Here is a 26,209-nt window from a genome sequence, read left to right as displayed (position 1 = left end):
ATAACCGAAAGCCATGTACCGTTAGCTGGCACTTTGTCGTTATGTCGAAGGTCCACAGCCTGGGCATGGCTTTTTTTCGTGTGTGGGAACGTATAGCTTCGTGACCGCAACCATGTATAATAATAGGCAGATAGAGTCACCTATATTACCAATGAAACCTACGGGAGGCATCATGAAACCAATCGTTGACGTGGCAGCACAGCTAGGAATTGCGCAGGAACAGCTTGAGCTTTACGGCAAGTACAAGGCCAAGCTAGGACGTGAAGTGTGGGACGATATCGCCCTCCGTCCGGATGGCAAGCTAATTCTGGTAACGGCCATGAATCCGACGCCGGCCGGGGAAGGGAAAACATTGACCACGATCGGGCTGACGCAAGGCCTGAATCGTATCGGGCGGCGAGCGGCAGCCGCTCTGCGGGAGCCGTCTCTTGGGCCTTGCATGGGCATGAAGGGTGGCGCGACCGGAAGCGGCAGTGCGCAGATTGTTCCGGCAGAGGATATCAATCTTCACTTTACCGGCGATATTCATGCGATTACCTCGGCGCATAATTTGCTTGCGGCATTGCTGGATAATCATCTTCATCAAGGCAATGCTCTGTGTATCAACCCGTCGCGCATTATGTGGAAGCGTGCTGTGGATATGAATGACCGCGCTTTGCGCAACATTGTCATCGGCATCGGCGAGGGCAACGGAGTGGTGCGCGAGGATGGATTTATGATTTCAACCGCTTCGGAAGTGATGGCGATTCTGTGCCTTGCGGAAGATATGAACGATCTGCGAGAACGGCTGGGTAAAATAGTGATTGCGTATAACGATAGCGGCGAGCCGGTATCCGCCTCCGATTTGCAGGCGGTCGATGCCATGTGCGCGCTCTTGAAGGACGCCATTCATCCGAATCTCGTGCAGACTATTGAGGGCGATCCGGTGCTTGTGCATGGCGGTCCATTTGCCAATATTGCACATGGCTGCAGCAGCGTGCGCGCGACGAGATACGCGCTGAAGCTGGCGGATTACGTGGTGACCGAAGCGGGATTCGGAGCCGATCTTGGCGCTGAGAAATTCATGGACATCAAATGCCGCCAGACGGGCCTTTTCCCGTCGGTGATTGTAATTGTTGCGACGGTCCGGGCGATGAAGTTCAACGGCGGCGTTCCGAAGCAGGAGCTTGCGCATGAGCAGGTCGAGGCGGTGCGTGCCGGATTCTGCAACGTGAAGCGGCATATTGAGAATATGCGCCAGTTCGGCGCGCCGGTGCTGGTGGCTGTGAACCGGTTCGCTACGGACACGGAAGCGGAGCTGGAGGCGGTGATGTCCTTATGCCGGGATGCGGGTACGGAAGCCGTCATTTCGGAAGCGTGGGATAAGGGCGGCGAAGGCTGCCGGGCGCTTGCGGAGCGGGTGGCAGAGCTGGCGGATCAATCGGAGGCGAAGGAGAACTTCCGTCTTCTCTATCCGGACAACATGACGATCGAAGACAAAATTGCCACAATCGTAACACGCATCTACCGCGGGGCTGAGGTGAAATACCGCCCGGCAGCGAAGCGGGCCCTTCAGGAGCTCGCGCGCCGCGGAGCAGGGAATGTGCCTGTCTGCATGGCGAAGACGCCGTATTCGTTCACGGATCGGCCGAGCTTGCTCGGTGCGCCAGAAGGATTTGCGATCGAAGTTCAGGATATTCGTTGGTCGAGGGGGGCGGGCTTCGCTGTCGTGCATACGGGTCAAGTGATGACCATGCCGGGCATGCCGAAGGCCCCTGCGGCGGAGCGGATTAAGCTTGACGGGCAGGATCGTATCGTCGGGCTTCTGTAGTGCTCGAAGCGTTCAAAGCGTTCCTAAACGTCCGAAGTATGGAATGATTCGGGCGCAATGGTGTCGATGACCCCTAACATTAACCTGGGCGGAACAGTTGATGGCGGTGTGCTCAAAGGAATTGGACGGCTGCGAGTCAGGTGGTCAATGCGCTGGTGCCGCCTCAGATGGACTGGCCGGAAACAGAGACGGACGACCTAACCAACCGTGCGCGAGATGCTTAAGCTGGTGAACGATAAGAAAGAGGATGTCCCGGTAGTCAGGATTGATGACGAAGGGACGTCCTCCTTTTTATTTATTGCGGGACTGCGGAATAAATGCGCTTTTCACCTTCAATAGCTTGGATGGGCGCAATGTTCTGCGTAAATTCAAGTGTTCCCATATAACGGCCGTCCGCATCGCGTACAGCAAAATAACGGATGAGCACGTACTTGTCTTTCAATCGAATCCAGAAATCTTCCACATCTTTCGCTCCAGATTTGAAATCGACCAATAGCTGATTCACGACATGCACGCTTTGCGGCGGATGGCAGTTCTGTACGGTGCGGCCAATGACGGACTTGGTGCGGGTAAAGATGCGCTCTTTGCCGTGAGAATAGTAGCGGACGACATCATGTTCATCAATGAATGTAATATCGACGGGCAGATGATTCAGCAGCAGTTCCAGTTGGGCCAAGGAAAGCACGCCGGTGTCCAAGCGGATGAACCCTTTGCTTATGGCCGTATCTTCTGCTGCGGCTGGCGCGCGTTCAGGCTTCCATACGCCGGCGGGTTCGGCGAGGCAATACCCGATATCCCCGCTTTCAGCGGCGATGCGCAGCCACTCATCTTCGGTTAACGTTTGCAGTGCCATAGGGAATAATATGTTTTCTTCTTTAAATATCATTTCGCTCACTTCGTGAATGACATCCTGCAATTGTGCTGCGATGGTTCCCCTGTCCATGCTGCCGTCCTGCGGATAGTCGCTAATCGCCTGCTTCACCGTCTTCAGTGCGGCGCGTATCCGATCGTCAACGCCCCACATTACTTGTGTCGGACCGTTAATGCCGTATTTCTCAAGATACGGAAATAGCAGGTTCTCTTTGCGGCTGTAATGTTTATCTACATCCATCAGCAGATTCAGGTCCTCCAGCAGCCTTAATCTGTTCCGCTCACTGCCGTCCTGCGCGAAGCGCTCGGTATGAAGGGACAGCTTGAATTGAACGAGCTGCTCCAATTCAAGATTCTCCAGCTTGAATGTGTGCACCGGATGACCGGGATGTTCTTCTGGCTGCGCAGAACGGTGAATTTCTTGAATCGATCCCTTGAATATGGCCGTGTGAACCGAACAGAGGCGTTGCACCTCCTTGACCGGAATGCCCTCCTCGGTCATGAGAGCATGCTCCATTGCCGAGATTTCTGCCACCGTGACGTCGCCTACTGCTTTTTCGAACCGGGCTTTGACTTCCTCTACGCTTTTGCCATCATGTAGTTCCTTTATGATCTCCTTCAACAACTGCTGGCGATGGTGGTTGGATGCTGCGCTGTCTTGCTCGCGATTATTAATCATTTCACTCATGATGAGACCGCTCCTTTCCGATAACGTGGTAGCCTTCGCGTTCGAACGTCCCGATAATGTGGTTCAGATCCTTTCCCCGGGCCTTTGCGCCTTTCGGAATGGTCATGGCCCGTCCGGCGGTGTTCAAAATAATGGGGTTCGCCATCTGATCAAACCCTAGTGACTGCATGATGCGTATGACGTCAGGGTCTGATGTACATAGGTCGTAAACGGATTTCGTTAAATCCAGTGTTTTGTTCATGGTAGAAGCACCTCTAATGGATTAGGGATTACACAGGTTCAGCACATTACAAGAATGAGAACTATTCTCATACCTGTAATGCTACAGTAGCATGGATAACCTATCCGACTTGTGATTGTACGCACAAAGTCAGTGACAGTGTAATGAAGGGGGAATTGAGGTTAGACGAACGTTGAGGTATGATGAGGACAAAAGCAACTTTTCGGACAGTTGGAAATCATGCAAGCAATGCTTTCGGATGGATGTATACTCATAGAAAAAGGAGTTGAGGATGATGGCGATAGCCGAGATTACCGTAATTCCGGTTGGCACGGGTTCCACGAGCCTGAGCCGCTATGTCGCTGATATGCAGCGTGCGATTGACCAAGTGGAGGGAATAACGTACGAGTTGACTGCAATGGGGACGATTATTGAAGGTCCGCTCGACCGATTGTTTGCGGCCATACAAGCCCTGCATGAGAGTCCGTTTCAAGCGGGGGCGAAGCGCGTATCAACCGTCGTTAAGATCGACGACCGCCGGGACAAAGCGTCTTCGGTTGTACAGAAGCTTGAATCGGTTAGAGAGAAGCTGAATGCTTAATGAAATGAAGCGGCGTCCCGCCTTTGCGCATGAGCGCAAAGCAACCGGGACGCCGCTTTGTTCGTTATATGGTGTATTGCGTTAAGGTTCGTTCTCTATCTTGGCAGCAGGCTCGTTCAGCAGTTCAATCGTGTCTCTCGCTTCCGCGGAGATATCCGTGATGATGCCGTCCACGCCGAGCGTATAGAAATGCTCTACCCGTTCGGGGTCATTCACGGTCCACACATACAGCGGTTTGCCGGCTAGCTTGGCGGAAGCCACTAATCGCGGTCTTACAAAAGCTTCCTCCACAACGAAGAAGTCCGCCTCAAAGCGGCCAAGCTGTGCAAAAGTTGCATAGATAACGTAACCCACCGTCAAATCGGGAGCCGCTGCCTTCACGTGCTGAATTAGATCGTATTCGAGACTTTGCACCACGATGTCTTTCTCCGCCTTATGGCGGCGCACCGTATCGATAAAGATGGGAACATAATTGCGCTCGTGCCCGTGCGTCTTCAATTCGATATTTAACCGAATGCGTCCCTTCGTAAATTCCAAGACCTCATCCAGTGAGGAAACATAACCTTCGAATCCATCTTGGCGTAACTGAATTTTCTTCAATTCATCCAAAGTCAGGTCAAACACATTGACGTTTTTCCCTGAGAGCCGCTTAAGATTTTCGTCATGAATGACGGCAAGCTTGTGGTCCTTCGTCTGCAGAATGTCCAGCTCGATATAATCGGCTCCGGCCTCAATGGCACCCTCAAATGCGCCGAGCGTATTTTCGACCCCAGACAAGACATCCCCGCGGTGAGCCATGATAATAAATTCATCCTTAGCCCCTTCAACGTCGGTAAGCAGCGCCGATACTCCCCAGCCGACGGCGATCAATACGAGCAATCCAAATGTCGCCAGCTTCGGACGGTGGCGCTGAATAAAGTTGCGGCGCGTTTCCCTGTTTTCCCACACGGCAGCATTGAATCCATCCGTCTCGATAGCGACGGCATCCTTGCCCGCGTATTTGACGTACAAGCGGGTAATAAGTGTAATGAATAGCGGGGACATCACCAAAGTGAGCGCATATACACCGATACTTATTATGACGCCAAGTGCCAGAACGGCGGCTGCCGGAATGCCCGTGCCTTCAGGGAGCAGCCACAGTAACGCGATTAAGATGACGAGCAAGACAATGACGGCAAGTACAAATACGAGCGCCCACTCCAACACTGCTTTTACAATCGACCATTTGCTCTTCCAAAATAAACGGCCGCTCTTCCGAACTGCGTACCAAAATCGGTTCGTATTTTCCAATACGAGAATGGGCAGCGCATAAATGCAAAGGCAGTTCAATACGAGAACAATTAGAAAAAACAGAAAGAACATGATGGTACCGAGCCCGGTCTTCAACAGTTCTCCAGTAATAAAGTTCGGGATTGTGACATTTGGCAGCAAGGACGGACCGAAGCCAACATCAAGCAGCGGGACTAAGAGCAGCAAGTAAAGCGATAGCCCGAAGACTCCGATTCGCCATAAGCTAGGCAGGCGTGACAATGCCTTCAGCAGTACGGCGCGAATACGTGCTCTTTTTCCTTGCATGCCGTAATAGGCAATGTAGATGAGCACTGCAAATTCGGTATAAATGAGCATCATCGCCACTGGCGCCATGAGGATCAGACTGAGCAGTCCATAGCGGCTGAAGACGAAGCGGAGCAGATCATGATTGGCCGCAGCGTCGAAGCCGCCAATATCCAATACTTTGTTAAAAATAACCGAAAGTAAAGGAATAAACAGTCCGATAGTCATCAGCTTGTATACCAGTTCGAACAGTAGAAAAGGGCGGTGCGCATGCGTCCATACTTGCAGGATGTCCCGTGTAGTTTGAAAGGATAAAAATCGGGATTTCTTTTTAGGTTTGGTCATAACAGAGTTTCCTTTGAACATGATATCATTTCTTATCATTTCCATTATAAAATAGGATCTGCTTCTGACCAAATGAAATGTTGATCCTTCCAGCAGAGGTAACTCATCTTCGACATGAATCGCAATAGGAAAAGCGCCTCCCATAAGGGCAGGCGCCTCTTCATTTATTTTGAAGCTGTGGCAAAATTACAGCCTCTACACCATTATACCCAGCCACGAGCTCGCATAGCTTCGGTAACGCGCTGAAGTGAGATCATATACGCTGCCGTACGCAAGTCAGTTTCATACTCTTTCGCCATATTACGAACTGCATCGTATGATTTCACCATATTGACCTGCAGCTTCTCGAGGACTTCCTCTTCGCTCCAGTAGTAGTTCATCAAGTTCTGCACCCATTCGAAGTAGGATACGGTCACGCCGCCTGCATTGGCCAAAATATCCGGAATAACGATGCAGCCTTTCTCGTTGAGAATGGCATCTGCTTCCGGCGTAGTCGGACCGTTCGCCGCCTCAGCGATAATGCGCGCTTGTACGCGAGGTGCATTCTCTTTCGTAATGACATTTTCAAGCGCTGCCGGAATAAGAATATCTACACCCAGCTCCAGCAATTGCTCATTGCTGATATGATATTGGACGCCGTAGTCCAGGATTGTCGCTTCATCTTTCAATTGTTCGACGCGGTTCAAGTCGAGGCCGTTCGCATCATAGATTCCGCCGCGGGAGTCGCTCACCGCAACTACGGTTGCTCCGAGGTCGGTCAACAGGCGTGCCGCAATGCGTCCAGCGTTGCCGAAGCCTTGAACCGCTACGGTTGCTTTCTCCATCGGCAGGCTGATATCTTCCAGCGCTGATTGAATGGCGTAGACACAGCCTTGAGCGGTCGCGGCATTCCGTCCTTGCGATCCGCCGATAATAATCGGCTTGCCTGTGATGACACCAGGAGAATAATGACCGCGCAACCGGCTGTAAGTATCCATCATCCAGCCCATGATTTGCGGAGTGGTGTATACGTCTGGAGCCGGGATATCACGCTCAGGTCCTACGATGTCCGCGATAGATTCCATGAAAGCGCGGCTGACGCGTTCGAGCTCACCCTTGCTCATTTGGCGCGGGTCGCAAATGACGCCGCCTTTACCGCCGCCGTATGGCAATCCCACGACACCGCATTTGAACGTCATCCACATCGAGAGTGCTTTAACTTCGTCTAACGTAACGTCAGGATGGAATCGAATGCCGCCTTTTGTCGGGCCAATCGCATCGTTATGCTGCGAACGGTATCCGTCAAAAATGCGTACCGTACCATCGTCCATCCGAACAGGAAAGCTCACTGACAAAACGCGCTTGGGCTTTTTTAACAATTCTGTTACATGTTTAGGCAATTGTAATTTTGCGGCCGCAGCGTCAATTTGCTTCTGTACGATTTCGTACGGGTTTAGCACTTCTGATTGTTCACGTTGTAAAATTTCCAAGGCTCATCACCCATCCTCTCAAGCTATATAGGAACACTTTTCAAACATTATACTGTCAACGTGCGTATTTTGAAATACATAACCTATCAAAATTCATAAAAAAGTTAAAAGATTATTTTACACGGGGTGATAAATTTTCTTACATCGAATTATTCTTTTATGGGTATAAAACCTTTTTATAGAAAAAATATGTCAATATGAAGCGCTTTCTTCGTCCTTGTCAAGAGGACAAGGAACGAATGTGAACCGTATGAAGGAAATAGTTGACGTGATACTACCCTTACAGCAGAGCGGATTGGAGTCGTTTAAGATTGTCCCCGTCGAGAGGACGATTGTTTTTGTCCGGAAAAGGGCTTGTGGATAAAAAAACCATATATATTGTTATTCTGGCATCTCAATTGTGTTCTAATTCGGAATCCTATTTAAAATAGGAAATCGTTCGCTTTTTCATATCTATTTATGTGTCGGTGTGGTTGTGGCGTAAGGAAAAGGGGGGACGAATTTACAAGAGAACATAATTTTCCCCATTGCGTTGGTTGTATTTTCCTTATAGGCTTGGCTTACAGTTCACTCATGAGAGGGCTGTGCGTAGGCCTGCGCATTTCTTTGCGGCGGCCTCGGATGAAACCTATGGATTTCACGATATTTACGTACTTCTCTTCCAGCAAAGAAATCGACGTTCAATTCCATCTTTAATGGCGGACCAGAGACCTCGCTCAATCATGAGCAGTCGGCAGTCCGGCTTGAGACGTTGCGCGAGACGCTCATTAACGGTTGGCTGCAAGCCGTTCGTGGCTCACACAGATTATTGATAACCATGCTGCCGCCAAGTTCGTCATCTGCTCCTTGCGTCCACTCTCCCGCATGCTCAGGGATCGCAGTAATCGCGACATCAGAAGGTTATCTGCCGAAACTCAGATAGGCAAACGCGTACAAGGATTGATAGTGGCAGAGATTCTGGTAGCCGGGCGTGTGCGAGGACTCAGTGGCCGCTGCGGTGAAGTGCCACATTTATCAAATTACAGTCCATTGACAGTCCTGCTCGCAAAAAATGTAATCACGAGGTCATACAGAACGTGCACATATTCGTAGTAACTGCAATAGTTTTTTTAACTTTTTTAAAGGTGTTTCTGATTAAATGGGAGAGTGAAGCAAGAGGGGGAACGATGTAGTATTATCCATCGACTATCCATTGAGCATCCATCGACTTAATCGATTTCACATCATGTGCTGTGGACTTACGTAAGTCACCAATTATAAATATACGGGTGACTCGCGCTGTCTCGGAGCTGTACAGGCATTTCTTGTACAATCATTTCAAAACATCGCATATATTAGGGGGAGCTGGCATGAACGGGAAATGGACAGATTCAGATGTAGATTTAATGGATGACACGCGAAATGTGCAAAGAGTACGGACTCGCATAATCGTCTGGCGTGGTGGCGTGAAGCCCGCATGCGATGGATTGGGAGCACTCTCATGAACGGTAAAAGAGGCGCGGCGCTTCCAAGCGGCGATGAACGGTAAGCTCATTGTCGCAGAAGCGCCGTGCCTGCATCGTTAGGAGACGTTCACCGATGAATGTCTCGGTCCGACATATTTGGCCTCCGGTCGGTAAATGACGTTGTCGCTGGCTTGCTCCAAAATATGAGCGGTCCATCCCACTGTGCGGCTGGCGGTAAATGTCGGCGTAAATAGATCGCTTGGCATTCCGATGGCCCGCATGATGGCGGCTGCGTAGAACTCGACGTTCGTGTAGAGCCCCCGCCCCGGCTTGTATTCAGCCAGCAGCCGGACGGCGGTATCCTCCACCAGAAGGGCCAGATTCAGCCACGGATCGTGAGACTCCATCAGCGCAATGCGCTGCTTCAGCGCCTCGGCGCGCGGATCTCTCGTCCGGTAGATGCGATGCCCGAATCCCATTAAGCGGCGGCGCTGTTCCAGCTGCTCCCGCAGATACGGCTCCACCCGTTCGGGGGTGCCTATCGCTTCCAGCATGTCGGTAACCGCGGACGGCGCTCCGCCGTGCAGCGGGCCTTTCATGGCGCCGATAGCACCGGTCAAGGCTGAGACGATATCCGACTCGGTGGATGCAATGACGCGCGCCGTGAAGGTCGAGGCGTTCAATCCGTGCTCCATCGTCAAAATCATATACGCCTCGAGCGCGTTAACGTGAACGTCCGACGGAAGCTCGCCTGTCAGCAAATATAAGTAATGGGCCGTATGATTTAACGAATCATTGGTTGGTATGCTCGTCATGAGCGGCTGTCCGTTCTGAGCTCGATACAGATTCGCGATAAGAGCAGGCATCATTGCCGTTAATGCAATGGCATGATCCGCCTGCGGTGTTCCCTCGAACGGCTTCATGCCCAGAGCGGAGACGGCTGTCCGCAGTTGACTCATCAAATCCATATCGGAAGGAATCTGCTTGAGACAATGGATGACGGGTTCAGGAAGCTGTCGATAGCGCACCCATTTTGCCTTAAAAGCCGTCAGCTCAGCCGGTGTAGGCAGAGAGCCGTACCACAACAAATAAGCAACTTCTTCGAATGAATAACGAACGGCCAGTTGCTTCGCCTCGTATCCCCGGTACAACAGAATACCTTGATCTCCATCGATAAAGCTTAACTCGGTCTCGGCAGCAATTACACCCTTTAACCCTTTGTCAACCATCATCTTCCTCCTCCACAAATTATGATTTATTATATACAATGAAATTGATTAAAGATATTGAAACGTTTCTATTGATTTGATAACAAATCATAATCAGGAGGGCTCGCAATGGATTTAAAATGGATTCATACGTTCGTGCATGCGGCGGCCCATGAAAATTTCCGGCGGACTGCGGAAGATCTGTACATTTCCCAACCGACGGTCACGATACAGATGAAGCAGCTGGAGCAATACTTGGGCTGCCAGCTCTTTACAAGGGTAGGGAGGCGGGTGCAGCTTACGGAAGCAGGGCGCCGCTTTTTGCCGCATGCGAAGCATCTGCTCGACGTGCACAAGGAGGGGCTACAGGATTTGCTCCGCTTCAAGCAGGGGTTCTCACGCAGCTTGAATTTGGCGGTCTCGCCGCTGGTTGCTGCATATCTCATCCCGCATGTGCTGAGCCAGTACGTCGACACGAACCCGGATGTGGAGATTCAGGTGCAGGTGCTTGAATCTAAGCATATTGCGGACGCCGTTCTGCAAAATCAAGTCGATCTCGGCTTGTCACGTATGTGGGCTAACGATGATAGCTTATCGTGCGAAGTGCTGGGCGAGGATCGGGTTATACTCGTGGCGCCGCATGATGGTTATGATAACGAGGTCGCCGCCCCGCTGGACCTGGAGGAACTGCTCGCGAGACATATGTTGCTTACCTATAATCATCCGGAGTATTGGGAACCGATTATGCAGGAGTTGCAGATGAGGTACCCGTACCTAAGAACGATGCTTGTCACGCAAGTGCATGTGACGAAGCGTTTTATTGAAGAAGGCCTCGGCATCTCGTTCTTGCCCGAAATTACGGTGCGGAGAGAGCGGATGGAGGGGCGTCTCTTGCAGGTGGACTGTCCAGAGCTGAAGCTGCCGACGGCACGGACGTATGCGATAATGAAGCGCGATGTGACGGAGGGAAGACGGTTTTTAGATTTTTTCCGATCCTTTATGTAGTTTTTCGTTTAATTAGTAGGGGACAGAACGGAGAAAATGACAAGATAGTCGCTCCTATTGCGGGATCTTGGTCATGCGAGTTGAACCTCGGGGGAAATCAAGGTATTCTATTGCCAGATGATTGCCGCGAGGGAAACGGCAAGGAGGAACGGAACGTGACGGACATCTTAATTGTCGATGACGACAAGGAAATTGCTGAATTGATTGAAATTTATTTGAAAAATGAAGGATACCAGTCCATAAAAGCGTACGATGGTCTTGAGGCATTGAATGTGATCGAACACCAGCGGGTGGATTTAGTCATACTGGACGTGATGATGCCCAAGCTGGACGGGCTTGCTGTATGCATGAAGATTCGTGAGAAGCAGGCTACTCCGGTGCTGATGTTGAGTGCGAAGGCAGAAGATATGGACAAAATTATGGGGCTCATGACCGGCGCCGACGATTACATGGTAAAGCCATTTAATCCGTTGGAGCTGGTCGCGCGCGTGAAGTCTTTGCTGCGGCGTGCGTACCAATTGAATGCTCAGCTGCAGGTGAATACGGCACCTCAAGGCATCATCCGTATTCATGGGCTAGAAATTAGTAAGGAGACGCATTTGGTGAAGGTAGACGGACAGGTCGTTCATCTGACGAGCATGGAGTTTGATATTTTGTATTTGATGGCCGGGCACCCCGGACGGGTGTTCAGCGCAGAGGAATTGTATGAGCGCGTCTGGAAGGAAGGCTTTAACGGATCGCACAATACGGTGGCGGTTCACATTAGCAAGCTGCGGGACAAGCTGGAGTCGAGCGGCGGCAAGTTCATTCAGACCGTATGGGGAGTAGGATACAAGATTGAACAAGCCATGGTATAAAAGCATCCGGTGGAAGCTGTTGTTTACGTTTGCCCTCAGCATCGTACTGACACTGGGGAGTCTGGCATTGCTCGTTGGTATGGCATCTCTGGTATATACTGAAATGCGCATTCCGCTTATTAACAGCTTGATCAGGTTCACCGCCAGTAATTTAGGAGTGGTGCCGTCACTTGTTATCGCAGGACTGGCGCTGTTTATCCTCATTTATTTCTTGCTGAACCGCCGGCTCATTAAAAATGTCGAGAAGATAACGGAGACCGTGCAGCATATTGCGGACGGCAATCTGGATGCGCAGTGCGATATTGTATCAAATGACGAGTTAGGCCGCCTAGCTGACAATATCAATATGATGACACGACGGCTTAAACAGTCTATGGAGGAAGAACGCCAAGCGGAGCGCACCAAAAATGAGCTCGTAACCAGCGTATCGCACGACTTGCGCACGCCGCTCACCTCGATAATCGGGTATCTCGGGTTGGTGGAACAGGATCGATATCGGGATGAAGTGGAGCTGAGGCATTATACGAACATTGCGTATGAAAAAGCGCAGCGGCTGAACGTCATGATTAACGATCTATTCGAGTATACCCGAATGAACGGGGGGATGGCGTTGCGGATGAAGCCGCTGAATGTGGCGGAAATGGCGGGACAGCTGTGCGTGCATTACCGATATCCGATGGAGCAGGCGGGACTTTCCATCCGCATGAACAGTCAGGCGGATCAATATTGGGTGGAAGCGGATCCGGACAAGCTGGTGCGAGTATTCGACAACCTATTGACGAACGCCATGAGCTATGCTCAACCAGGCACCCTAGTGGAAATAGGCCTGCGGCGGAGCGGGAACCGGGTTGCCATCACCGTGAACAGCTGTGGGGAACCGATTCCAGAGCAGGATCTGCCCTATATCTTCGATCGGTTCTACCGGGTAGAGAAGTCGCGTTCGGAGGAAACGGGCGGCTCCGGTCTGGGACTCGCGATCTCAAAAACGATTGTGGAGCTGCATGGCGGCACGATTACGGCTGCCAGCGATATGGAGAGCACCCGGTTCACTATCGAACTTCCCTGCATCGCTTCGCCGTCCGGCACTGGCTGAACAGACGAGAACCGAAGGCGTGGAAGTCACGTCCTTCGGTTCATCCTTCATCTATATGTTGTGGCAATGGTTTCCGGATTGCTCCATCATGTCCGATCTTTCCGTGCGCATCGGCATATTCGCACGCTCCATGCGGTCCGTGTGCATCGACATCCCTGGGCGCTCCATTCGATTCATGTGTTCATTCATATTCGCGCGCTCCATCATATGTGTATCGTTATCGTTCCCCCCGCGGTCACGGGATAATCCGGAATCGCTTCCCGCGAGTTGAGCGACGCCTTGGTAGACGGTAGTACCTAATAAGAGGCTTCCTCCTAAGATGAGAACAGAAGCAATGATGTTACGTTTCATGGGTGTACCTCCTTCATCATGTTTCAACTTTCATAGCTATACTTCCATTATAAATCTCTTCATGCGAAACACCCCCTGCTAAAGTCCAGTTCGGCTGGACATTAAGATGGAATTGCACTTTTTTTCACAAAATCGTAAATGAATTGTTATTTCCTTCTACATTCGCTGCTCATCGTTACAACTTCATCTTTTCTTCATTTTTTTTTAAGCTTTCTTCATCTTTGCTTAGAACATTATTAAAGCCTCTCCTTTATCATTACGATTATCGAAACGAAATTCGAGATTATAATGATATTCGAGGGTGATAGCATTGAAGTTCAAGATAAAGAATTGGTTGTTTATAGGCGGAATCTTGGCCTTGGGCATTTGGATGGTTATTCATCCTTCTTCTAACCGTATCAAGCATCTCGTGAATAAGGTCGTGGAACATATAGAGGTATCTTCCAGCAATCGGGCATTTGCCATGGAGGAGCTGTCAGCTAAGTCTGCAGTTGTAATGGATCAAGATACGGGGGAAATTTTGTTTTATAAGAACGATCAAGAGCGGAAGGCTCCGGCCAGCACGACGAAAATGATGACAGCGCTGTTGGCGCTCGAAATGGCGGATATGAATACGGTGGTGACCGTCGGGAAGGAAGTGCTATGGACCGAGCCTGGGGAAAGCGTGGCTGGATTAAGCTTCGGGCAACGGCTCACGTGGAAGCAGCTCGTTGAAGCGATGATGCTGCCCTCAGGCAATGATGCGGCGCGCACGATCGCCGTTCAGTTGGGGAGGCAGTCACGGCAAGATGCCTCATTAAGCGAAGAGGAGGCTATGACCGTCTTTGTGGACCTGATGAATAAGCGGGCGGAAGAACTGGGGCTGCGCAACACCCACTTTGCGAATCCGCACGGACTGCATAATGCGAATCATTATAGCTCCGCTTATGATTTGGCAGTAATAGCGAAGGAAGCAATGAAGAACGAGCTGTTCCGCAGCATTGTCGGCCAAGTCGCGGCAGAAGTGAAGCTCGTTTCTTCTGCTCCGAGTGCAGTGATGAAGACGTTGACGAACCGGAATCGGCTTCTGCAGCAAGACAGCGGCTACTACTACGAGGGCGCGACAGGAATAAAGACCGGATTCACGGATGAAGCGGGATACTGCCTCGTCTCTTCCGCCGAGCGGGAGGGACACCGGATTATCGCGGTCGTGCTTCATTCGAACGCAGACAGCGTATGGTCGGATTCGCAAGAACTGCTCGATTACGGTTTTGAGCGGTTCAAAGCATAATTTTCAACTATAAGAAAACGTGGGAGATTGATAAAGATGTCGATGGTAGAAATAAAAGATATAAGCAAAACATATGCAGGGAAAATAAGTTACGAAGCGCTATCCCATATTAATGTCTCGATAGCGGAAGGGGAATTTGTCGGTATTATGGGACCGTCTGGAAGCGGGAAGACGACTCTGATGAATATGATCGCGACAATCGATGCTCCGACGTCGGGCGAAGTGTTGATTCATGGAAGTAATCCATTCCATTTGTCATCGGAAAAGCTGGCCATATTCCGCCGTCGTGAACTGGGATTTGTCTTTCAGGCCTTTAATTTGCTAGGTACATTGACGGTGAAGGAAAATATTGTGCTTCCCTTAACGTTGGATGGAGTCAGCGTAGAAGAATTGAATCGCAAAGTAGAAGCTATAGCGGAAAAATTAGGGATTACCACGATATTGCATAAGCGGACCTATGAAATATCCGGAGGACAGGCCCAGCGCGCAGCGATTGCACGCGCCATCATTCACCGTCCTAAGCTGCTGCTGGCCGATGAGCCGACCGGCAACTTGGACTCCAAAGCATCCCGCGACGTGATGGAGACGATGTCCAAGCTCAATAAGGAGGACGGAACGACGATGATGCTTGTTACTCATGATGCGATGGCGGCGAGCTATTGCGATCGCGTCGTGTTTATCAAAGACGGCCGGCTTCATCATGAAATTTCACGCAGTGACAATCAGCATATTTTCATGCGCAATATTATGGATGTTCTATCTGTGCTAGGAGGAAATCGAGATGACCTTTTCACAGTTGGCCTATCATAATATCGTTCGCAATAAACGAATGTATGCGGCGCATTTTTGGAGCAGCGCGTTTTCTGTTTTGATGTTTTTCACCTATGCCTTGCTCTTGTTTCACCCGGATTTGGATAGCGAGCTTGCGTCATCGAGCGTGACGATGAGCCTGCTAGGGACGATGGGACTGCGCGTATCGCAAGTTTTACTTGTTATTTTCTCATTTTTCTTTATCTTGTATTCTGTCGGTTCGTTTCTCAAGACCCGAAACAAAGAATTCGGCATTCTGATGATGCACGGGATGTCTCATCGGCAATTCCGCAACCTGGTGTTCATCGAGAATATGCTGATAGGCTGTGCTGCCAGTGTGACTGGGATTGCGATCGGGCTTCTATTTTCCAAGTTCATTCTAGCTATGATTTCAAAATTATTGGCGATAGATAATGGTCTTTCGTTCTATGTTCCCGTTCAAGCGGTCGTTACTACGTTAGCAGCCTTTCTGGTTCTCTTTGTTCTCATCTCCCTAGTTACATCCAGAATGGTGAGAGTCAATCGGTTGATTGACTTGCTAAAAGGATCAGAGAAGCCCAAGCCGGATCCGCAAGCATCGGTTTGGTTGTCGCTCTTAGCCATCCTGCTCATTGGAGCAGGGTACATGACTGTGTTTTCCTTTGCCACGGGATTGAGTTATTCACTGATTGTGCTCATGACAGGTGTCGTACTCGTTGTCGTAGGAACGTATTTCTTGTTCACCCAATTGAGCGTATATGTGATGCGCGCGTTGAAGCGAAAAGAACGGATGTACTTTAAGAAGACGAATCTGCTTACGATCTCGGAGCTTGCGTACCGGTTGAAGGACAATGCGAAGCTGTTTTTTATTGTCGCGGTTATTTCCGCGGTCGCTTTTACAGCTATCGGCACGTGTACTGCGATCGGACATCAAGGCTTGGCGGAAATGACGAATCCGTATGCTTTCACCTATTACTCTTACAAGGGAAATGAGTGGGAAGCTGAGCATGCTGCGGAGATTAAGAAGCGGCTTGATGAGGCGAATGTTTCATACCGGGAAGCATCCGCTGCTTTGAAATATGCCGGGAACGATTTGACATTCATGAAGTTGTCCGACTATAACAATATGGCTGCAGCGCTCGGCTATGAGACAGAGACGTTAACACAGGACAACGAGGCTTTCGTCGTTCCTACTTCCGTGTATCAGGAAAGAATATATAGCAATCAGGGTGCGGTTGATGAGGTTCAATTAGCCGAAGGAAAGACGAAAATGGCATTCCGACTCATCAAGGCGGCCGCACACCAGGTGCTTCCGCAAGATTATGGAATTATTCAGCTCGTTGTCGTGTTGGACTCCATGTATGACAAGCTGCCGGATAACGACCGGGAAGGGGGAGCTTCTTATACGGTACATGGCTTTGTCGTGGACCATTGGGAGAAGGCGGGAGCCGTGACGGATAAATTAATGACATTTTTCTACCCTGAGAATAAGAATAATTACGAAGAAGGGGCATTCTCCTTTGTTGCGTTGTATCCTCAATGGGTTATGGCCAAGCAGGCCAATGGCTTGTTATTGCTCATCAGCGTATTGATCGGAGTCGTGTTTTTCACTTTTGCCGCAAGCTTCTTGTACTTCCGTCTCTATACAGATAGGGAACGGGATCAACAGCAGGTGGAATTGCTGTCTAAAATCGGTTTGACCCGGAAAGAACTGCATCAAGTGGTGACGCGCCAGCTTCTCATTATGTTCTTCTTGCCGATCGTAGTTGCTGTCATTCATAGCGGAGTTGCCTTTGCAGCACTGCAGCAATTGGTCCATTTTTCGGTCGGAAAAAGCACGTTAACCGTGCTCGCCAGCTTTTTCGCCGTGCAAATCGTATACTTTCTTATCATTCGGTGGCGATATCTCCGGCAATTGCAAAAAGCGATGGTATAAGCAGTATGAGCAATGCTAGCAGAATATGCAGTTGATGTGAAGCAAAAATCCCCCTAAGCAGACCGTAACCAACGGTCTAGTCTTAAGGGGATTTTCGTATTGCCATAGGTTATAGGGGTTACAAAGAAAGCGAGTGTACCGTAAGGTCCTTGACTTGCATTCTTTGTGGTTGCATTAGGGCTTACTCCACGCGGGAGTTGTTCTTCACGAAGTCGATGATTTCATCGACATAACCGAATGCCATCGCCGTTACTGTATCGGCAGCGCCGTAGTAAATCGCGATGCGGCCTGTTGCAGCGTCGACAAGTGATGCGCAAGGGAACGCTACGTTAGGCACGTCGCCTACGCACTCATACAGTGTGGACGGTTGCAGCAAGTACGGTTCGCTGCGGTATTTCACTTTCCATGGTTGATCCAGGTCGAGAATCGCAGCACCGAATGCGTATACGAAGCCGTTGCAGGAATTCAATACGCCATGGTAAATCATCAACCAGCCTTCGCTTGTCTCGATCGGAATCGGACCTGCGCCGACTTTCTTGCTCTGCCAGCCGCCAAGCGGTGCCATTACGTGACGATGACGTCCCCAGAATTCCAGATCCGGGCTCTCGCTGTAGAAGATATCGCCGAATGGAGTATGGCCCGTATCGGACGGACGGCTCACCATTGCGTAGTTGCCGTTAATCTTGCGCGGGAACATAACGCCGTTCCGGTTATAAGGCAAGAATGCATTCTCTAATTGGTGGAATGTTTTGAAGTCATGCGTGTACGCTACACCGATCGTCGGTCCGTGGTAAATGTTGCACCAAGTAACGATAAAACGGTCTTCAATCCAGCATACGCGCGGGTCGTAGCCCTCGATGAAGTTGCCGATCTCAGGATCGTCGCATTCAAACGTGAGAGGCTCTGGGTTGATGTCCCAGTTCAAGCCGTCTTTACTGAAGCCAGCATGCAAACGCATGTAGCGATTGCGGTCGTCACAGCGGAATACGCCGGCGAATCCGCCTTCAAATGGAACGACAGCACTGTTGAAGATACTGTTCGAGTTCGGCAGCAAGTCCCGTGGAATAACAGGATTTTGGCTGTAGCGCCACAAGACGTCGCGATGGCCTTCTGGACGTTCTTCCCATGGCATGTTCGGAATGTCTGGACCGATGATTTTAATTTGGCTCATGATGCAAACCTCGCTTTGCGTTAATTTTCATGTTGAACCTGTGCAGCATAAGTACAATGACATCGTTGAGACCTTGAGACTAAGGTTGAGAGCCTTGTTAGTTATTGTTGTCATGTTACATCGTCAATAGACCTGTGCCGCAACGTGTTGCTTGTAGAGGTTGTTCAAAAAGTTCCCTTTTGATCACGATGATCTTCTGGTATTTGAACACTCACTTGTGTACATAATCAACCGGTGATCCCCTCTTGTAGGAGCGTTACCGTATACCTAAAGAGTAAAACAGAGCATGCATAATGTCAAGTTGGTTTTGGGCATTTTACATCCAATATTGTGTGCAAAATGCCTGAAATATGTGACATTTATTGTGCAAATGTCAACTTAAACAGGCTGCTTAACCGAATCGCGCCAGATAATGTCGACAGCGAGGCGAACGAGTTCCTTCGGACGGCCGATATTGCTCATGCGCCATACGATTTGCTCGCCTGCGCGCATGCCAAGCTCTTCCTTCGGCACATGCACCGTCGTTAAGGAAGGCTGCACGAGCATCGCTTCGGTAATATTGTCGAAGCCGGTTAAGGCAACATTATCCGGGATGCGCAAGCCTGCATTTCGGATTACTTGCATCATTTCAAGCGCGATGGCGTCATTGACGCAGACGAAGGCCGTCGGCTTGTGCTTCATGGCTGCGAACGCTTCTTGAAGCTCGGCCTCATTATAATAGTGCCGTGGCATCGTGTTAATGATGCAGCACGATTCGTTCACACGCAGGTCGGCTTCACGCAGCGCTTGCTGGAAGCCAGTCCAGCGTTCTTGATAGCTTAGGCACGAACCGATATCGCCCACGAACCCGATCTGGCGATGTCCCTGAGCAATCAATTCTCGCGTTAGCGTATATACGCTATGAGTGTTATCCACCAACATAATATCGCTGCGCAGCAGCCCTAAGTTAAATTCGGCATGCGTATCGATAAATATAGATGGAATGCCGGCCGATTCAATCACTTCGTAATATTCGCGCAAGAAGGGCCCGATCATAATGACGCCTGCCGGCTTCTGCTGCGAGAAAAATGCAGGCAGCCGCAGTTCCCTTTCCTCTTCCATATCGACGATGGTCATAGCCAGCGTATAGCCGGCATCCTTCAACGTCCCGTTCAAGCCCCTCAGGAAGGTCGACCAGTAATGGTTGCCCATATAATCAGAATGAGTCAGTAAGGAAACAAGCCGATTTTTGGCCGGCGCAGATTCCGCCGAAGGCAGGTCTTGATGAAATTTTGTATAGCCGAGCTCGAGCGCTTTTTGAATGACGCGGCGTTTCGTATCCTCGGGCATACCCGGATCGTTGTTGAGCGCCTTGGAGACGGTGTTGCGGGACAAGCTCAGCGCATCGGCGATATGCTGTTGGGTAATCTTTGATTGTGCCATTTGTTCATCGCTCCGATTAGTGGTTGATTAGCAAACATTGTAATACGTACCGTGTAGCGTTAGTACAAGTATAATTGAGGTTTACATTTTTGACAAATGTAAAGTTACAAAGTGGATCGTGTTATAGAACATCTGCAGCTGTAAAAAGGTATATAAATTATATATGAACAATTACACATATAGGTCATTAGTATGAATTTTAGCAACTTTGGTTGGCATGAAGAACAAGCTTATTTACAATGTGAAAGGATGCTTTTTTCCTGAAAAAACACTATATTTTCAATATTTGTTCATTAACAAATCCATATCCGTGACCGATAACTACATCATCATTTACATAAAGGAGTCACTGGAAAAATGCACAAAGTGGTAATTCATGAAGCGGATCGCAACGTCTTTCAATCCATTTGGACAACAGTCTGGAAGGAAGAGGGATATGAAATAGAGCCTTCGGCCCATACGTTGGCACAAGTTCTGGTCTTTAATGAAGCAAATGTTCCTGTCGGCACATTTGAGTTAAAGCCGTACCACTTTGACGGAAGTCCTTTGAACGAAATCGCCCCTTTTCGGGAGCAAGCCGAGATTACTGCCGATCCTTGCTCTGTGGCTGAAGTCGATAAGGTTGCTTTGCTGCGCGAATATCGAGGTCCAAATGTTTCACGTCTCTTATCATCCATTGTCCACTATTCTCGACAGTATAACATTGTTCATTGCGCTTGCTTGATGGAACCGGTATTTGCCCGGGCTCTTCGCATCTCATTTCACGTCCCAATGAGGCAAGTAGGCAAGAAGACGTATTATAAAGGAGATGATGTCGTTCCGACACTCATTCATGTCGGCGACATTTGGCACGACCCTGAATCCTATCCATGGTATATTTCGATGAGCTGTCAATCTGGTTGATGTGAACTTTAATGGCATTACTATTTCATATTATTAATATATTAAACTCGAACGATAGAAAGTTGGTAGATGGCGTGAATGAACATTCAATACTTGACCAGCGCAACCGATTGTTTGTCAAAATTATATGGGTCATGCTCTGCATCGGCATTGTTGCGGATGTCGCAGCGGGGATTACAGGAGCCATGCTATATATGCTGATAGGTATCGGGGCTGCCGCTTGCGGCTTGGCTACCTTTTTGACCTATAAGCGCATCGGGACACAGTACATCATGTACCTGATTCCGGTATTTTTATGCTCCCTCGTATTGATGTTGATGAAGTCGGATCCGAATCCGATATTTAGCACGTATTTATTGTTCTATGTCGTTATTGGATTGATGACGTTATATCAGAATTACCGTCCTATCGTATTTACCGGAGTTATTAGCATGGCGATGACGGTCTACGCCGTGTCTGATCCGGTTCTGAGTAAACAGTTGTTTGAGGGCGAGCCGTTGCTATATTTATTAATGTATCTCCTCTTTGTGACGATTGCGCTCAGCGCATCAGCCGTCTTTAGCGAAAGGCTGCAGCGTCAAGTGCTCGTTCGCGGTACAGAGGCGCTGAAGGCGAAGGAGCGGGCCGAAGGGCTGCTTGAGCAGATTCAATCTTCGATTACGATGTTGGATGAATTCAGCCAAGAGCAGAAGGGGCGCGCGGAATCGACTGGAGCCATCTCTCGCGAGGTGACAGGCACATTCGCCCAGATCTCGTCGACTATCGAGCGGCAGACGGATAATCTGCACGGCATCGGCAGTTCGGTGCAATTCGTGGATCGCGCCGTGGGCCATGTTGCGGACGGAACGAATCAACTGGAGCAGGTGGCCTCGGCTACACGCCAGTTGGTAGAGCATGGCAGCGGGCAAATTGACATGTTAGTCAGTGAAATCGACCGTGTGGAACGAGTGGTGCGGAAGACGGTGGAGCTGATGAACGATTTGAACGCTCAGACGGAACAGGTACGCGATATCGTAAGTACGATTAGCGATATATCCGCGCAGACGAATCTGCTATCCTTGAATGCGGCGATTGAAGCGGCCCGTGCGGGCGAACACGGGAAGGGCTTCGCCGTCGTGTCTGGAGAAGTCCGCAAGCTGGCAGACCATACGCGTGGCGCGACGGAGGATATTACGCGCATTCTCGGAGCGATTGGTGCGCAGATCAATGAAGCAGCCGGACAGGTGCAGCGTGGTCAATCCGCTGTGACGTCAAGCGTTGAGGCGACAGGCGAGGTCGAGCGCATCATGCACAGCATGACGGAGAACACGGATATGGTGAACCGCCAATCCGAAGTGATGCGCGAAGCAGTGCAGGAGCTGCAGCGGCAATACGCGAGCATGGCGCAAGGCGTAGTCACCGTTACGGACAGCACGGAGCAGCATATGGCTTCCGTCGAAGAGGCGTTGGCCAATATGGAGCACCAGCACAGTGATATTAAGGCGTTGGTCGACGGATACGCGAGACTGGACAAGCATGTCAGCGACTTGAAGCGATTGTCGGCAGAAGAGTAGAATAAGCTAGGGCAAGGGTCTGTCAGGACATACATACTGATAGGCCCTTTTTCTATATTTGACGGCATGGTGCAGCACCCTTGCCGGCGAAGGGAGAGATGTGTGCATGCAAGGGCATAAATCTGAAATAACGGCAGCGGGGCTTGTTTTGAGGGCGTTTTCGAGAGGGATGCGGTGGTTTGATTTGTCCAAATGTAAGCCTGTCATAGCTATAGGAATGGGATGCTCGCTATTATTGTCGCTAGTCAGCTGTCATTCGGCGAGCTTGGAACAAAAAAATATGGAGCGGGACGTGTCCAATCCACCGGTCACGGTCGTGTTGAACAGTCTCGGCATAACCTTCCCCGAGCCGTTGACGGAGAATGACAACCCATATTTGTCGTACATAGAAGCGAAGACCGGACTTAATGTGGAAGTCATCATTCCTCCGTCGCACCGATACGAGGATCGTGTCGGCGTAATGATGATGTCGAGCCATACGCCTGATCTCATTAGCATTTCCGAACCCAATTGGGTGTCGCATTATGCGCGCAAGCAGATGCTGGCGCCCCTCGATCATTTGATTGCGCGCTATGCCCCACAGCTGAAGGAGCGGATCCCGCCTGAGGTATGGGAGCAAGTGTCTTTTAACGGGCAGGTGTATGCCATTCCGAGTCTGAATGAAGCGGAAGGCTTGGAGATGATGTACGTCCGCAAAGACTGGTTGGACCGCTTCGGACTTAAGCCGCCGGAGACGCTCGAGGATATGGTGGAAATGATGCGGGCCTTTGTCGCGCTCGATCCGGATGGCAACGGAGTGCGGGATACGTACGGCACTAGCTTTATCGAAGAATTCGGACGCTCCTCTCCGTGGTTCGGCGCATTTGGAGTTCAGCTGAACCAATGGGTGGAGCGGGAGGGCAAGCTGGTGTATTCGAATATGCTGCCGGAAATGAAGGACGCCCTCGCCTTTTTACGCGGGCTCGTGGAGGAAGGACTTGTCGATCCGCTCTTTCCAATCCAGACGCAGCGGGGCTTGGAACGGCAAGTGATGGAAGGGCGCCTCGGACTGTTCGCGGGCACATGGTATGATACCCGCGGTGTGCTGGAGAGAAGCGCGGCGCGTCATCCAAGTGCGGAATGGATATCAATTCCGTATCCGCAGGGTCCTGGAGGAACTGGCATTTATGCGTTGCCGACGGTGCGTTCTTATCAAGCTATTCCGACATCAAGCCCGCATGCAGTCGAAGTGCTGCAGCTCTTGAGCTTTATTTCTGGAGAGGGGCGCGACACGTTAAAGTACGGATTTGAAGGTGAAGTGTGGGAGTGGAAGGATGGAGATCGGGTGACGAACATGGAGGTGCACAATCGGGATCATTACCGCGGACTATATGCGAATCTGTCCGACATTCCCGATGAAGGCTATACGCAGAGTCGGCTCGATGCGCTCGGTATGCGCTATCACTTGTACGACAACCTTCGGTATATGGCCACCTATGTGCGGCCGAGCGCCTTTCAATCGCTTCCGACTCCGGCGATGACTCGGTATGCGCCGCTCCTGTTGAAGAAAAACGATATGTTAATTGATATTGTGCTCGGGAACCGGCCACTGGATGATTTCGAACGGTATGCAGCCGAGTGGTTGGCCGAAGGCGGGGAAGAGATGACCCGCGAAGCGAATGCGTGGTTCCAATACAGCAGGAACCGGGTGGGTTCGGCAGCATTCCACAGCGAACCAGAGGGGAGTAGTGGCCATGCTTCAGGCTCTTTTTAACCGGTTCCGCCAGCGCATTCAGTGGCGCCTGACCGTCTATTTCGTGCTCATTCTCATTCCGCTGCTGCTGACGGGTTGGTTCTCGAATGAGCGCTCGCAGCAGCTGTTGTTGTCTGAGACGACGGCGCGAACGGAAAGCGCGATGCATGCCCTGATGGACAACATCGAACTCGTGCTGCAGAACGTAGAGGAACTGTCCGCCATGCTGTCGACGGACCCAGAAATGAACGCTACGCTGGCTCAATCCAGACGCACTGTGGAAGCAAAAGATGTGATGGCGTTCGTTCGCATGCGCCGCCAACTGTCCGATTTCCTGTCCATACATCCGATGTTCTCGCAGATTGCCGTGTATCATGATCATTCGAACTCGGTCATATCGACGGCGCATGGCGTGCTGCCTGTCGCTCGCGCGGATGAACGCATATGGCTGCGGCAGACGCTGAATGGGATGGGCACCGGGATTGTGTACATGCTGCCCGATGAGCGTATTGGCGGAGGCAAGCCGTTCGGCCAAGTATTCGGCGCGGATAGTCTGGCAGTGGTGCGTTCCATGGACATCTATAATCCGAACCGGGAACGGCATGCGCTCATTATTAGTCTCAATACTCCGCGCATACAGCAATATATCCGCTCTCTTCTGCCTTCTGCGCAGGCGGAGATTCATCTATATACGGCCGATGGAAAATGGGTGACGGGAACAGCCCAGCGGCCGGAATCGTACGACAGCTATGCCTCTTACGCCGAGAAGCACAACCAAGTGCTCATTCGCACCGAATCGCCTTATTACGGCTGGTCCTTGACGTTGGCTCAACCGAAGGATGAAATATTTGCCCAATCCTATCAATTGGAGCATTATGCGGTCTTCATGATCGTCTTGAGCGTCGTGCTCGCTCTAGTTATGGCATTTAGCATTTACAAAAGCATCGCCGCCCCCATGCGGAAGCTCGCTCGCGGCATGCGGGCCATGACAAGCGGCAACCTGGACGTGCGTCTGGTATCGGACCGGCAAGATGAGTTCGGCATGGTGACGCATCTATTCAACCACATGGCCTCGCAGCAGCAGCATCTCATTCAAGACCACTATGAACAGAGTCTTAGGCTGACCAACACAGAGCTGAAGCTGCTTCAGTCGCAAATCCACCCTCATTTTTTGTACAACACGCTAGACTCCATCTATTGGATGGCGAAGCATTCGGATGCGGAGGACATTTCGGAAATGGTGCTGCATTTGTCGCGCTTTTTCCGATTGAGCCTGAGCAAAGGCAAGGATGCGCTCACTGTAAAGGAAAGCCTGGAGCATTTGCACGCGTATGTCCGTATTCAGCAGCTGCGGTTCATGGATCAGTTCCGGGTCGAATATGACGTCGATCCGCGGGCCGAGCCGCTGCCTATCGTCAAGCTGCTCGTGCAGCCGATCGTCGAGAACGCGCTCATCCATGGCGTGGAGAAGTCAGCGCAAGAGGAGCTGCTGCGCATCACAGTGCGGCTTGAGGATGCAGGACCGCAGCAAGCGCTCATCATCGCCGTGTCCGATTCGGGCGCAGGTATGAGCGAAGTGGTGCGGGAACGGCTTCAGCGGCAACTGTCGGCCGTGCTGCAGCAGCCCGTGCAGCATGGCATGCAGCCAGAAGGCGATGCAGATGCGGGCTACGGGCTGAGAAACGTCGTGGCGCGCATGCGCTTGAATTATGGCCCGCATGCCGAAATCCGTATCGATAGCGCCTTGGGGAAGGGCACAACCGTAACGCTCATTCTGCCCTTGTCCGAGCCGTACGAGCCCAAGGCCGCAATGGCATGAAATGTCGTAATCATCGCAATCGATTCCATTAATAAGAAGACAGGCAGATGGCCAACTCAATCGAGATGAATTCTGCTTAATAAGGTTCAAAGGAGGAA

Annotated in this window: 20 protein-coding genes; 12 read left to right on the top strand and 8 right to left on the bottom strand. The window is 50.7% G+C overall.

Annotation, left to right across the window (positions count from 1 at the left end; translation table 11 throughout):
* Positions 1-172 precede the first annotated feature (172 nt).
* The gene (locus tag M3650_RS11860; RefSeq protein ID WP_251574934.1) at positions 173-1,810 is read left to right on the top strand and encodes a formate--tetrahydrofolate ligase; all 1,638 of its coding nucleotides are present in this window, start codon (positions 173-175) and stop codon (positions 1,808-1,810) included.
* A gap of 295 nt (positions 1,811-2,105) precedes the next feature.
* Here the strand turns inward: M3650_RS11860 and M3650_RS11855 are convergent, their stop codons facing one another.
* Both M3650_RS11855 and M3650_RS11850 read right to left on the bottom strand, forming a co-directional pair.
* Positions 2,106-3,368, bottom strand: a complete 1,263-nt coding sequence (locus tag M3650_RS11855) for a DUF438 domain-containing protein (protein ID WP_251574931.1) — start codon at positions 3,366-3,368, stop codon at positions 2,106-2,108.
* Positions 3,361-3,609, bottom strand: coding sequence for a DUF1858 domain-containing protein (locus M3650_RS11850; RefSeq protein ID WP_251574928.1), 249 nt, complete (start codon positions 3,607-3,609; stop codon positions 3,361-3,363). The genes M3650_RS11855 and M3650_RS11850 overlap by 8 nt, the downstream gene beginning before the upstream one ends.
* Before the next feature lie 274 nt (positions 3,610-3,883).
* On the opposite strand from M3650_RS11850, the gene M3650_RS11845 reads away from it, so the two are divergent.
* Positions 3,884-4,189, top strand: a complete 306-nt coding sequence (locus M3650_RS11845) for an MTH1187 family thiamine-binding protein (protein WP_019420840.1) — start codon at positions 3,884-3,886, stop codon at positions 4,187-4,189.
* Between the two features lie 81 nt (positions 4,190-4,270).
* Here the strand turns inward: M3650_RS11845 and M3650_RS11840 are convergent, their stop codons facing one another.
* The 3 genes from M3650_RS11840 to M3650_RS11830 all read right to left on the bottom strand — a co-directional run bounded on the left by M3650_RS11840 (position 4,271) and on the right by M3650_RS11830 (position 10,231).
* Positions 4,271-6,088 carry a glycerophosphodiester phosphodiesterase gene (locus M3650_RS11840; protein ID WP_251574927.1) on the bottom strand — a complete coding sequence of 606 codons (1,818 nt, stop codon included), beginning with the start codon at positions 6,086-6,088 and terminating at the stop codon, positions 4,271-4,273.
* A 203-nt stretch (positions 6,089-6,291) separates the two neighbouring features.
* The gene (locus M3650_RS11835; RefSeq protein WP_267933873.1) at positions 6,292-7,557 is read right to left on the bottom strand and encodes a Glu/Leu/Phe/Val family dehydrogenase; all 1,266 of its coding nucleotides are present in this window, start codon (positions 7,555-7,557) and stop codon (positions 6,292-6,294) included.
* Between the two features lie 1,561 nt (positions 7,558-9,118).
* On the bottom strand, positions 9,119-10,231 hold the full coding sequence (locus tag M3650_RS11830) for a citrate synthase/methylcitrate synthase (RefSeq protein WP_251574919.1): 1,113 nt from the start codon (positions 10,229-10,231) through the stop codon (positions 9,119-9,121).
* Between the two features lie 108 nt (positions 10,232-10,339).
* On the opposite strand from M3650_RS11830, the gene M3650_RS11825 reads away from it, so the two are divergent.
* The 3 genes from M3650_RS11825 to M3650_RS11815 all read left to right on the top strand — a co-directional run bounded on the left by M3650_RS11825 (position 10,340) and on the right by M3650_RS11815 (position 13,165).
* Entirely contained in the window at positions 10,340-11,215 is an 876-nt protein-coding gene (locus M3650_RS11825; RefSeq protein ID WP_019420848.1) for a LysR family transcriptional regulator, read from the top strand.
* Between the two features lie 155 nt (positions 11,216-11,370).
* Positions 11,371-12,072 carry a response regulator transcription factor gene (locus M3650_RS11820; protein WP_251574918.1) on the top strand — a complete coding sequence of 234 codons (702 nt, stop codon included), beginning with the start codon at positions 11,371-11,373 and terminating at the stop codon, positions 12,070-12,072.
* On the top strand, positions 12,053-13,165 hold the full coding sequence (locus M3650_RS11815; protein WP_251574916.1) for a sensor histidine kinase: 1,113 nt from the start codon (positions 12,053-12,055) through the stop codon (positions 13,163-13,165). Before M3650_RS11820 ends, M3650_RS11815 begins: the two co-directional genes overlap by 20 nt.
* A gap of 51 nt (positions 13,166-13,216) precedes the next feature.
* On the opposite strand, the gene M3650_RS11810 is transcribed toward M3650_RS11815, so the two are convergent.
* On the bottom strand, positions 13,217-13,516 hold the full coding sequence (locus tag M3650_RS11810; RefSeq protein ID WP_251574912.1) for a hypothetical protein: 300 nt from the start codon (positions 13,514-13,516) through the stop codon (positions 13,217-13,219).
* A gap of 310 nt (positions 13,517-13,826) precedes the next feature.
* Between M3650_RS11810 and M3650_RS11805 the strand changes: the two genes are divergently transcribed.
* The 3 genes from M3650_RS11805 to M3650_RS11795 are packed head-to-tail and all read left to right on the top strand — an operon-like array spanning position 13,827 to position 17,511.
* Positions 13,827-14,786 carry a D-alanyl-D-alanine carboxypeptidase family protein gene (locus tag M3650_RS11805; protein ID WP_251574911.1) on the top strand — a complete coding sequence of 320 codons (960 nt, stop codon included), beginning with the start codon at positions 13,827-13,829 and terminating at the stop codon, positions 14,784-14,786.
* Between the two features lie 36 nt (positions 14,787-14,822).
* Positions 14,823-15,596 (top strand): ABC transporter ATP-binding protein, encoded by a 774-nt coding sequence (locus M3650_RS11800; protein ID WP_019420853.1) that lies wholly within the window; start codon positions 14,823-14,825, stop codon positions 15,594-15,596.
* Positions 15,568-17,511 (top strand): ABC transporter permease, encoded by a 1,944-nt coding sequence (locus M3650_RS11795; RefSeq protein WP_251574909.1) that lies wholly within the window; start codon positions 15,568-15,570, stop codon positions 17,509-17,511. The genes M3650_RS11800 and M3650_RS11795 overlap by 29 nt, the downstream gene beginning before the upstream one ends.
* Positions 17,512-17,692: 181 nt before the next feature.
* Here the strand turns inward: M3650_RS11795 and M3650_RS11790 are convergent, their stop codons facing one another.
* Both M3650_RS11790 and M3650_RS11785 read right to left on the bottom strand, forming a co-directional pair.
* A complete protein-coding gene (locus M3650_RS11790) occupies positions 17,693-18,682 on the bottom strand; it encodes a glycoside hydrolase family 130 protein (protein WP_019420855.1) in 990 nt (329 codons plus the stop codon).
* A 378-nt stretch (positions 18,683-19,060) separates the two neighbouring features.
* Positions 19,061-20,104: a LacI family DNA-binding transcriptional regulator gene (locus tag M3650_RS11785; RefSeq protein WP_251574908.1), complete on the bottom strand. Its 1,044-nt coding sequence runs from the start codon at positions 20,102-20,104 to the stop codon at positions 19,061-19,063.
* A 357-nt stretch (positions 20,105-20,461) separates the two neighbouring features.
* On the opposite strand from M3650_RS11785, the gene M3650_RS11780 reads away from it, so the two are divergent.
* The 4 genes from M3650_RS11780 to M3650_RS11765 all read left to right on the top strand — a co-directional run bounded on the left by M3650_RS11780 (position 20,462) and on the right by M3650_RS11765 (position 26,111).
* Positions 20,462-21,007: a hypothetical protein gene (locus tag M3650_RS11780; RefSeq protein ID WP_251574907.1), complete on the top strand. Its 546-nt coding sequence runs from the start codon at positions 20,462-20,464 to the stop codon at positions 21,005-21,007.
* A 74-nt stretch (positions 21,008-21,081) separates the two neighbouring features.
* A complete protein-coding gene (locus tag M3650_RS11775) occupies positions 21,082-22,560 on the top strand; it encodes a methyl-accepting chemotaxis protein (RefSeq protein WP_251574906.1) in 1,479 nt (492 codons plus the stop codon).
* Positions 22,561-22,744: 184 nt separating this feature from the next.
* Positions 22,745-24,313 (top strand): extracellular solute-binding protein, encoded by a 1,569-nt coding sequence (locus M3650_RS11770; protein ID WP_251574904.1) that lies wholly within the window; start codon positions 22,745-22,747, stop codon positions 24,311-24,313.
* Positions 24,294-26,111, top strand: a complete 1,818-nt coding sequence (locus tag M3650_RS11765) for a cache domain-containing sensor histidine kinase (protein ID WP_251574902.1) — start codon at positions 24,294-24,296, stop codon at positions 26,109-26,111. The genes M3650_RS11770 and M3650_RS11765 overlap by 20 nt, the downstream gene beginning before the upstream one ends.
* The last annotated feature ends 98 nt before the right edge of the window (positions 26,112-26,209 follow it).

The sequence above is a fragment of the Paenibacillus sp. MER TA 81-3 genome (assembly GCF_023713585.1).
In the GTDB taxonomy this organism is placed as follows: domain Bacteria; phylum Bacillota; class Bacilli; order Paenibacillales; family Paenibacillaceae; genus Paenibacillus_B; species Paenibacillus_B profundus.
The sequence above is the reverse complement of the archived record's forward strand: the minus strand, read 5'-3'. Positions and strand labels throughout refer to the sequence as shown.

Bases quoted from the DNA above. Each gene is read 5' to 3' on its own strand.
- M3650_RS11850 (WP_251574928.1), bottom strand. From the start codon at position 3,609: ATGAACAAAACACTGGATTTAACGAAATCCGTTTACGACCTATGTACA.
- M3650_RS11790 (WP_019420855.1), bottom strand. From the start codon at position 18,682: ATGAGCCAAATTAAAATCATCGGTCCAGACATTCCGAACATGCCATGG.
- M3650_RS11830 (WP_251574919.1), bottom strand. From the start codon at position 10,231: ATGGTTGACAAAGGGTTAAAGGGTGTAATTGCTGCCGAGACCGAGTTA.
- M3650_RS11800 (WP_019420853.1), top strand. From the start codon at position 14,823: ATGTCGATGGTAGAAATAAAAGATATAAGCAAAACATATGCAGGGAAA.
- M3650_RS11845 (WP_019420840.1), top strand. From the start codon at position 3,884: ATGGCGATAGCCGAGATTACCGTAATTCCGGTTGGCACGGGTTCCACG.
- M3650_RS11785 (WP_251574908.1), bottom strand. From the start codon at position 20,104: ATGGCACAATCAAAGATTACCCAACAGCATATCGCCGATGCGCTGAGC.
- M3650_RS11825 (WP_019420848.1), top strand. From the start codon at position 10,340: ATGGATTTAAAATGGATTCATACGTTCGTGCATGCGGCGGCCCATGAA.
- M3650_RS11795 (WP_251574909.1), top strand. From the start codon at position 15,568: ATGACCTTTTCACAGTTGGCCTATCATAATATCGTTCGCAATAAACGA.
- M3650_RS11840 (WP_251574927.1), bottom strand. From the start codon at position 6,088: ATGACCAAACCTAAAAAGAAATCCCGATTTTTATCCTTTCAAACTACA.
- M3650_RS11765 (WP_251574902.1), top strand. From the start codon at position 24,294: ATGCTTCAGGCTCTTTTTAACCGGTTCCGCCAGCGCATTCAGTGGCGC.
- M3650_RS11780 (WP_251574907.1), top strand. From the start codon at position 20,462: ATGCACAAAGTGGTAATTCATGAAGCGGATCGCAACGTCTTTCAATCC.
- M3650_RS11860 (WP_251574934.1), top strand. From the start codon at position 173: ATGAAACCAATCGTTGACGTGGCAGCACAGCTAGGAATTGCGCAGGAA.
- M3650_RS11855 (WP_251574931.1), bottom strand. From the start codon at position 3,368: ATGAGTGAAATGATTAATAATCGCGAGCAAGACAGCGCAGCATCCAAC.
- M3650_RS11810 (WP_251574912.1), bottom strand. From the start codon at position 13,516: ATGAAACGTAACATCATTGCTTCTGTTCTCATCTTAGGAGGAAGCCTC.